Below are 8,296 nucleotides of genomic sequence, written 5' to 3'. Positions count from 1 at the left end.
CAACAAAGCCTTGCAATACTTCAAGTGAATTCGGGTTGATGCATTCCATGAAAGGTTTGCCTTCATCTTCCGCTTCGCTCGTAATGAGCGGTTCAAACAAACGGAACTCAGCAGCTATCGCCTGAGAAGCTTCAATCCAATGAATGGTGCCTTTCACTTTACGTTCATTAAAGCCGGATCCGCTCTTCGTCTTCACGTCATAGGTACAGCGCAGCTCAATCACATTGCCCTCTGCATCCTTGATCGCCTCTTGGCATGTAATGAAGTAAGCATGTTTTAGACGCACTTCATTGCCAGGGAACAGACGGAAATATTTGTTCGGAGGATTTTCCATGAAATCATCCTGTTCAATGTATATCTCACGCGAAAACGGAATTTGACGGATTCCCATCTCTTCGTTTTCCGCATTATTTTCGGCATCAAGCAGTTCGGTTTGACCTTCTGGATAGTTTGTAATGACCACTTTAAGCGGACGCAATACAGCCATCGTACGAAGCGCCTTCAGCTTCAAGTCTTCTCTTATAAAATGCTCCAGGTTGCGCTCATCCACTAGGCTGTTGCTTTTCGATACACCGATCTCACGGCAGAAAGCACGCAGCGATTCCGGTGTATAGCCTTTGCGGCGCAAACCGCTGATCGTTGGCATACGCGGATCATCCCAGCCGTCTACTGCCCCTTCATCCACCAATTGCTTCAGCTTGCGCTTGCTCATAACGGTGTTCGTTACGTTCAGGCGGGCAAATTCATATTGATGCGGTGTGGAAGCCATCTCACATTCAGCTATCGTCCAATCATAGAGTGGACGGTGGTCCTCGAATTCCAGCGTACAGATCGAGTGCGTGATGCCTTCAATGGCATCGCTTAGCGGGTGAGCATAGTCATACATCGGATAGATGCACCAAGCATCTCCCGTGCGGTGATGATGCGTATGCGCAATGCGATACAACACAGGATCACGCAATGTGATGTTCGGTGAAGCCATATCAATTTTTGCGCGCAGCACCTTTTCGCCGTCCTTAAATTCGCCTGCGCGCATGCGTGCGAACAAATCAAGGTTTTCCTCTACTGTACGGTTCCGATACGGGCTTTCCTTGCCTGGCTCAGTCAACGTGCCGCGATATTCGCGCATTTGCTCAGCTGTCAGATCACATACATATGCTTTGCCCTTTTGAATAAGAAACACCGCACGATTGTAAAGCTCTTCAAAATAATCGGAAGCAAAGCGAAGGTCGTCCCATTCGAAGCCAAGCCAGCGAACATCCTCTTGGATGGACTCTACATACTCAGTATCTTCTTTTAACGGATTCGTATCGTCAAAACGCAAGTTTGTCTTGCCCTTGAACTCATCAGCCAGCTCAAAGTTCAAGCAAATCGACTTGGCATGTCCAATATGCAAATAGCCATTTGGCTCTGGCGGAAAACGAGTGACGATTTCTTTCACTTGGCCGCTCTTCAAATCTTCGACTACGATGCTTTTTATAAAATTCGAGGATGAGGACTTGTTATCTACTGCATTCTCCATCTGCGACCAACCTTTCCCACGGAAAATATTTATCCTCTTATAATACACAAATTCCCGTCAAATTATAATACTTAGTATGTATATGCCACTTTCAGAGCACGCTCCCGAGCCTAGCAATCCAGCGCACTAGAACGAAATAATGCCGGAAGAATAAAGAAATACGAGCAATACCAGAATAGGCGCCACATAACGCAGCATGAATAACCATACTCGCAGCCACCATGCAGACAAGCCTGACTCCTTAGCTCCGCCTTTCCATACATACCCGACAAATATAGTAACGACTAGTCCGCCAAGCGGCAGAACGATGTTAGTGCATACAAAATCAACCCAGTCAAAAAACGACTTTCCGCCAAACGTAAGCCAAGGTATTTTGTCACCAAGCGATAACGCCGATGGCACCCCAATAACGAAGCAAAGAATGGATAACAAAATAACTGAAAAGCTTCGGCTCCAGCCAAATTTCTCACGAACGAAAGCAACCGGCACCTCAAGCAGTGAGATGGTTGAAGTAAGCGACGCAAAGGCAATCATCACGAAGAACAGCCCTCCAAACAGCCACCCTAACGGCATCGCTGAGAATGCTGCAGGCAAGGCTACGAATACGAGACCAGGGCCTTGCGAAGCCTCGAGTCCAAATGCGAAGGTAGTAGGGAAAATAATCAGTCCTGCAAGAAGTGCATAAACAATATTGCCTGTACCTACTGCTGCTGTTGCTAGAGAAAGCGACTGCCGTTTATCCACGTACGCCCCATAAGTAATAATGGTACCCATGCCAAGGGAAAGGGATAGGAAGGCATGGCCAAGCGCTACGAATGCAGACTCCGCTGTCAGCTTGCTAAAGTCAGGCTTTAGAAAAAAGGCTGCGCCTTCGCCGGCTCCATCCAGAAACATAACACGCACACAAAGTACAATGAGCAATACAAGCAACCCTGGAATGAAAATTTTATTAACCTTTTCAATGCCTGCCGATACACCTCGAATAATGATGAGGCCCGTTAGAAGCAAGACGATGAATTGCCAGAATACCGGCATCCAGCTTCCATTAAGATCACTGAACTGCTGCGCAAAATCATTATTTTCAAATAGCTGCCCTGTAAAAGACAACATCGCATAATGCAAAGTCCAGCCTGCGACTATCGCATAGAACGACAATATAACGAACGCTCCCAAAATGATAATAACGCCGAAGCCGCTCCACAGCTTATGCGCGCCCAGCCGAGTGAACGAAGAGGACGCATTGCCGCGGCCGCCTCGACCTACTGATAGTTCCGCTAGCAGCACCGGCAGTCCTACTAGCAGCATGCATATAAAAAATAGAAGAAAAAAGGCCGCTCCTCCATATTTACCTGTAATATACGGGAACCTCCACATGTTGCCGAGTCCGACCGCACTTCCTATTGCCGCCAAAATAAATCCTGAGGACGTAAACCGCTCCCCTGTACCGCTCTCCCCGCTTTGCGAGGCTCCTTCTTGTTTTTGATCCTTCATAAGCCATTCCTCCTGTAATAATCTAAGCTGTCTGCGACTTATCTATTGCTCCGATGGGTAGTATAACCTTTTTCAAAAAATATATCTGCAAGCGCACGGTCTGAGCCGGCATAGTTCCATTTGAAAAACCCACAATCGAACAGGCTGCAATGTGTATTGGCGATGATTACTTTGTGCTTCGCCAATCATCAGAATGGTGGCACGAACGGTATCATAAATCAACATATTTCACACTTCCTCATTGCCGCTCCGTTTTCACTTCTATTTATTCATTTGATTCTATTTWACAGGACTGAATAACTTTTATTTTTGCACATATAAACCTTTTTAAACTTCGAATTACTCATGTACATGTAAAGGATTATTCCTTATATAATAAAGCGATACGTTAAATACGCAAAAATCTTTATCTGAATATAATTGCATATATAAAACTTTAATTCGAGATCGAAAAATGCTCAAATATCGAGTTTCAAGATATTTAAGACCATCAAAAAATGGACAGAAACGATTAATCGTTTCTGTCCATTTTCAACTTCTATCTTATATTAATTTAATAGAATGTAAGTACGATATTTTCATAAGAATTGCAGGATCAAAAGGCACAGTATGAAGTGTATGATGAGCCCAACAATTAACTCTTAAACTGAGGTTAAGCCGATCACATTTTGCTTAATAGACGCTGTGTGAACGTGGAGTTGCATCCATTGTTCTCCCAAGTAAAAACCCATCTATTGCTCGTTGATCACTCTATCAAAACCTCAGCAATTACCCGTTGATTTTACGGCATTGCGATAGCATATTGATCAAGCCTCGCATATCTCGTCGTCCGTAATGATCCTACTTTATTCGATATCACTTCTATGAACCATCCAATTCACGTATATAGAAGTATGCTTTGCATTCACTTCCAAAGGTCAAAGCATAGTCCTTCATATCGAAGAATGTATGGTTATAAGGAAGCTATTCGCCATTAGACGCCAGTCTTACCTACAAAACGACTAAAACAACCATTAAATGGGCTTTTTTTCGCCCGGAAGCCGCATGTATTTCATTTTTAAGTGAGGAAGCACTATAGCAGCTGCTCGATATTAGCCTTCATTTCGGAAGGTTCATCGGTCGATTCGAACCGTTTTACGACATTGCCTTCACGGTCAATTAGAAATTTAGTAAAGTTCCATTTGACTGAGTTGCCTTCGAGGTAATGAGGCAGCTTCTCCGAAAGGAAAGCATTGAGCATTTTACCGCTAGGGTTGCTTGTGTCAAAACCTTGGAAAGGCGCATCTTCCGTTAGCTGCTTGAAAAGAGGATGAGCGGTTTCATCCCGTACATCGGTTTTCTCAAAGAGAGGGAATGTCACTCCGTAGTTCAACTGGCAAAAGCTTTGAACATCAGAGTTTGCACCCGGCTCCTGCTCGCCAAATTGATTACTTGGAAAACCAAGAATCTCAAGACCTTGATCTTTATATTGTTCATATAGTTTTTGCAAATCCGCGTATTGCGGTGTAAAGCCGCATTTGCTTGCTGTGTTGACGACAATTAGCACCTTACCTTTATATTGTTCCATGCTTTGTTGTTTACCATTAATGCTTTGCAGCTCATGTGAGTAAATGCTCATTGTTTGTTGCCTCCTCTAAAATATGTGAGTTATAATAAATTAAATTGTACACAATTTAATTATTACATAGAATACCATGCGAAACAAATGAATGTCAAACCTAAAGCGTTTATAGGAAAAGCGAAACATGTTTATAAAATCGATTATCCAGTCGCTATATGTAATCCCCTGCGCTGACCACCGTTTTTTTATAGCTGCTACGCAAAAAAAGACTGCTCCTCTTGCGAGTTACCTCGCGCCTCGGTGCAGTCCCATTATTTATAATTGCGATTGCTTCTTTCTACTGCCCAGCCATTCCGTGAACAAAGCATAATCCTGCTCCACTTGATCTGCGTAGGAAAGCGCCCAATTGGCAATTGACGTGCAAAAAGCATCCTCGTCATTGCCCATCGCCTTCACAATCTCAATCTCACTGTGATACGCGAGAATACCTTGCGCTACATCGGCATCCGCCCTCGCATGCATTTTTGCGGTCAGCCTGCCCATGCTCGTCGTAACCGACAGCAAATCCCCAGCCGTATCAAGCGCTTCTAGCTTAAGCCGCTTCTTATATGGTGATCGCTCACGCACATAAAACTGCCGCTCTCCAATGGATAGCCATCCAAGATACGGGTCTGCCTCATGGTGCATCGCTCTCTGAGTCATGGTTACGCGCTGTCCCTGATGCTCAAACATAGACCAAAATGTCTCATCATAAGGCATAAAATAAGCTGGAACCGGAACGCGCACTTCCTTTACCTCAAGCACGATATCGTCCTCGCCTTGTGCATCTTCGCCTGCTTCAATCAGTACATAGTATCTATCGAGCCCAATAGATGCTGTCCCTGAGCCATGCTTCACTGCAATATCCTTTACCTGAAAATGACGCAATTCCTCTGAATCATCGGCTTTGACGGTATCTAAATACATCGGCCATGCTTGCAATAAAGCCTCACGTTCTTCGTCAGTCGGAGCTACAATTTCATCTGTCGTTGCAAACTGCCTATGCTCTTGTACGAGCGCCGTAACCTTTTCAAGGAAATGCTGATCCTTGCGTTTTTGCAGTTTTTTGAGCAGCTTCTTGACGGGACCTTCCGCACGCTCAATGTCAATCACATAAGTGCCGGGGTCATCCTTGCCCTTTGCGAATCGGCGCATCTGCTTGGAATAGGCCTGTAGATAAGCTTCAACCGCGCTAATCTGATTAGCATGGGTTTGTCCTTTAAGCCTGCCGACGAGCGCTATACTTACCGACATTCGCATCAAATCATACAAATACGAGCCCAGATAACCTTCATCAAAATCATTCACATCATAGACGAGCGTACCTTGCTCATTGCGGAAAGCACCAAAGTTCTCAAAGTGCAGATCGCCTTGAACCCAAGTGGGACGCCCTTCAGGCGTGTGATAAGGAAACCAAATTCGTGATGCGTCAAAATAAAATAAATAAGCGCTGCCGCGAAAAAAAGAAAATGGCGTTTCCGACATTTTAAGATACTTTTCTTCACGTTTGCCGCGCTCAAGCTTCATTATTTTTTGATCAAATTCTTGAAAAATCGCAGATAGTGTCCGTCTTCTAAGTTTGCTCTGGGTCAGCTTCACTCGTTCTGTCAGCTTCGAATCCATACATTCTCCCCCATTMAACTTACATTTCTACTTTTTGCAGTCTCATATAATCACTAATCATAGCCAAGCGCCATGGTAGAATCATGCCAAAAGCGAGCAAATAGAAAACCGCCCCGGTTTGCGGAATCGACATATATTGCTCTACGACACTATGTAGAGACAGCCTGATTATGAACAGCGTCAGCATAATAAAAACAAACGCCTTAGATCGTCTTACATAGATTTCCGACTTCACGCGTTCCAAACGGGTCGTGACGATTAATGGGAAAGCAAAGATCAGCATGCCGGTCAAAAAAGCAGCTAACCCCCAAAACCATGGAATATGCGTCTGGGAAAAGGCAAACATGACGAAGCCTGTTGCCATGCCTAACGGCGGTATGATGATTTTGCGCAATGAGGTCGGCCGTTTACCCGCGCGCATACGCAGGACAATAAGTGTAAGACCGGCCAGAGCAGATATGACGATGGAACCAACTTGAATCACTTGCGTTGACAGCAGCACCGCTAATTACCCCCGTTTTCATGGTGTGGATGCCCTATTTTTATAATCGCGAAAATGCTCTTAATCCTTTACAAGGCAGCAATAAATTACTCTTTATTCCATCGTACTTCAAAACCATAAACATCGCAAACATACGCTATTTTTTTAAACCTGTGATCGTCTATGGAAGCTTCTCCTCTTGTTTGAAAAGTTCCTTGTTATCATCTAGCTTCATGTTAGCTGCGATGTAAGAAAGAAGCTGAAGCCGGTCGCAATAATAATTGAAACATTAATCCAGAAAATTAAGAAAGTCATGAGCGAGCTCATATCCTACGACTCGTTGTCGATTGCCACGATAAAGAGGGATAAGCCCTCCTTTTGAGCATAACTTTTTCAATAAATTTACTGCTGTTTTATGATCAATACCAAAATGACGCTCCACATCCTTTGGCCTGATTAAACGAGCCTGTTGAACTGCAAGCCGTATAATTTCTTTCTCTACTAGTTGAATTCGTGTTATTGGTGCTCGCCTAGCCTGGTACCTGCTCATCACCATTTTGAGCATGGTCATACATATCTCAGGATTTTTCTCAACATCATCATAAGCGAATGAGATGACCGGATAACCCATCGCATGCAAAAAGGTTTCGCGGTTTAGTTCATGGCAATATTTTTGTCGATCCATGTCTCTAACATGAGATGCAAATCCTTTGATCTCAATAATGAGCTTTACAGTACCCGAAAACCAAGCAAAATCTGCAAAATAGGATCTGCCGCGCCAATCCAACACTTCATACTCAGGATGCAGGTTTCGAAAATCTCCACACAAAGGCCACCAGACATTACACAAAAATTTGGATTCCGCATGTCCATGCCCTCTTTCCAGCCTTCCGCGACGTTCCCCTGACCTTTTATCTACATGGTATTGAATAAATGAGCGATGCGCCTCCTCATAAGTCACCTTCAATCATCCCCTCTGGAAAATAGAAAACGTCCCGTCACCACTCTAGAGTGAGTGGTAACGGGACGTTCTTCGTCTCTTGTCTTTGATTATAAGGCATCTGGAATCATAAGAATAGTGTTGTTCTTGCATTCTTTTTAGCGTTATATCAAACTTATCCGTTGCCTGAAAGTCCAACCTTATCCACCTCATATAAACGATCAGTTGGCATGAAACGCAACCAAATCGCTTCCTCAACTTGTCTCCTCAAAAGAAAAGAAACTTAGCTGGAATATGTACCGCTATTTCACCCTTTTTTACGAAAAATAATAATTTAACAGGAATTTCTCCTGTTAATTCAGTCCATYTCAGCKGAATTTGCTAATATCCAACAAATTAACGGGAGGCTTTCCTTCTAAATGACTAAAATCAGCCGAATTAGTAAAATTAGATGGAGGTTTTCCTGTTAGTGTTAATTGATGTTGAGTGATTTGGTTAAAATGAACGTATCCTTCGCATAAGAAATGTAACTTACTTGCCTCCATATCTTGTCTCCTCAAAGAAAAGTAGCTTAACTGGAATTTCTACCGCTAATTCACCCTTTTTTACAGAAAATATTAATTTAAGAGGAATTTCTCC

At 43.7% G+C, this 8,296-nt stretch carries 6 protein-coding genes; all 6 read right to left on the bottom strand.

Annotation, left to right across the window (positions count from 1 at the left end):
• Nucleotides 1-1,522: glutamine--tRNA ligase/YqeY domain fusion protein (locus AC1DSE_RS25365; RefSeq protein ID WP_477528371.1), on the bottom strand; the 1,522-nt coding region annotated here is incomplete at its 3' end.
• A gap of 126 nt (nt 1,523-1,648) precedes the next feature.
• Nucleotides 1,649-3,013, bottom strand: a complete 1,365-nt coding sequence (locus AC1DSE_RS25360) for a sodium-dependent transporter (RefSeq protein ID WP_076266294.1) — start codon at nt 3,011-3,013, stop codon at nt 1,649-1,651.
• Nucleotides 3,014-4,085: 1,072 nt separating this feature from the next.
• Complete coding sequence (locus AC1DSE_RS25355) at nt 4,086-4,631, bottom strand: glutathione peroxidase (protein ID WP_076266295.1); 546 nt, start codon at nt 4,629-4,631, stop codon at nt 4,086-4,088.
• A gap of 258 nt (nt 4,632-4,889) precedes the next feature.
• Nucleotides 4,890-6,236, bottom strand: a complete 1,347-nt coding sequence (locus tag AC1DSE_RS25350; RefSeq protein WP_477512687.1) for a DUF2252 domain-containing protein — start codon at nt 6,234-6,236, stop codon at nt 4,890-4,892.
• Nucleotides 6,237-6,255: 19 nt separating this feature from the next.
• Nucleotides 6,256-6,738 (bottom strand): CcdC family protein, encoded by a 483-nt coding sequence (locus AC1DSE_RS25345; RefSeq protein ID WP_477512688.1) that lies wholly within the window; start codon nt 6,736-6,738, stop codon nt 6,256-6,258.
• Between the two features lie 268 nt (nt 6,739-7,006).
• Entirely contained in the window at nt 7,007-7,678 is a 672-nt protein-coding gene (locus AC1DSE_RS25340) for a DUF559 domain-containing protein (RefSeq protein ID WP_477512689.1), read from the bottom strand.
• Between the last annotated feature and the right edge of the window lie 618 nt (nt 7,679-8,296).

It is taken from the genome of Paenibacillus sp. 01L418, assembly GCF_056400045.1.
This window is presented reverse-complemented; position numbering and strand designations above follow the sequence as displayed.

What these genes read in the sequence shown, in the direction of transcription:
- AC1DSE_RS25355 (WP_076266295.1), bottom strand. Translation starts at nt 4,631, where the DNA reads ATGAGCATTTACTCACATGAGCTGCAAAGCATTAATGGTAAACAACAA.
- AC1DSE_RS25350 (WP_477512687.1), bottom strand. Translation starts at nt 6,236, where the DNA reads ATGGATTCGAAGCTGACAGAACGAGTGAAGCTGACCCAGAGCAAACTT.
- AC1DSE_RS25360 (WP_076266294.1), bottom strand. Translation starts at nt 3,013, where the DNA reads ATGAAGGATCAAAAACAAGAAGGAGCCTCGCAAAGCGGGGAGAGCGGT.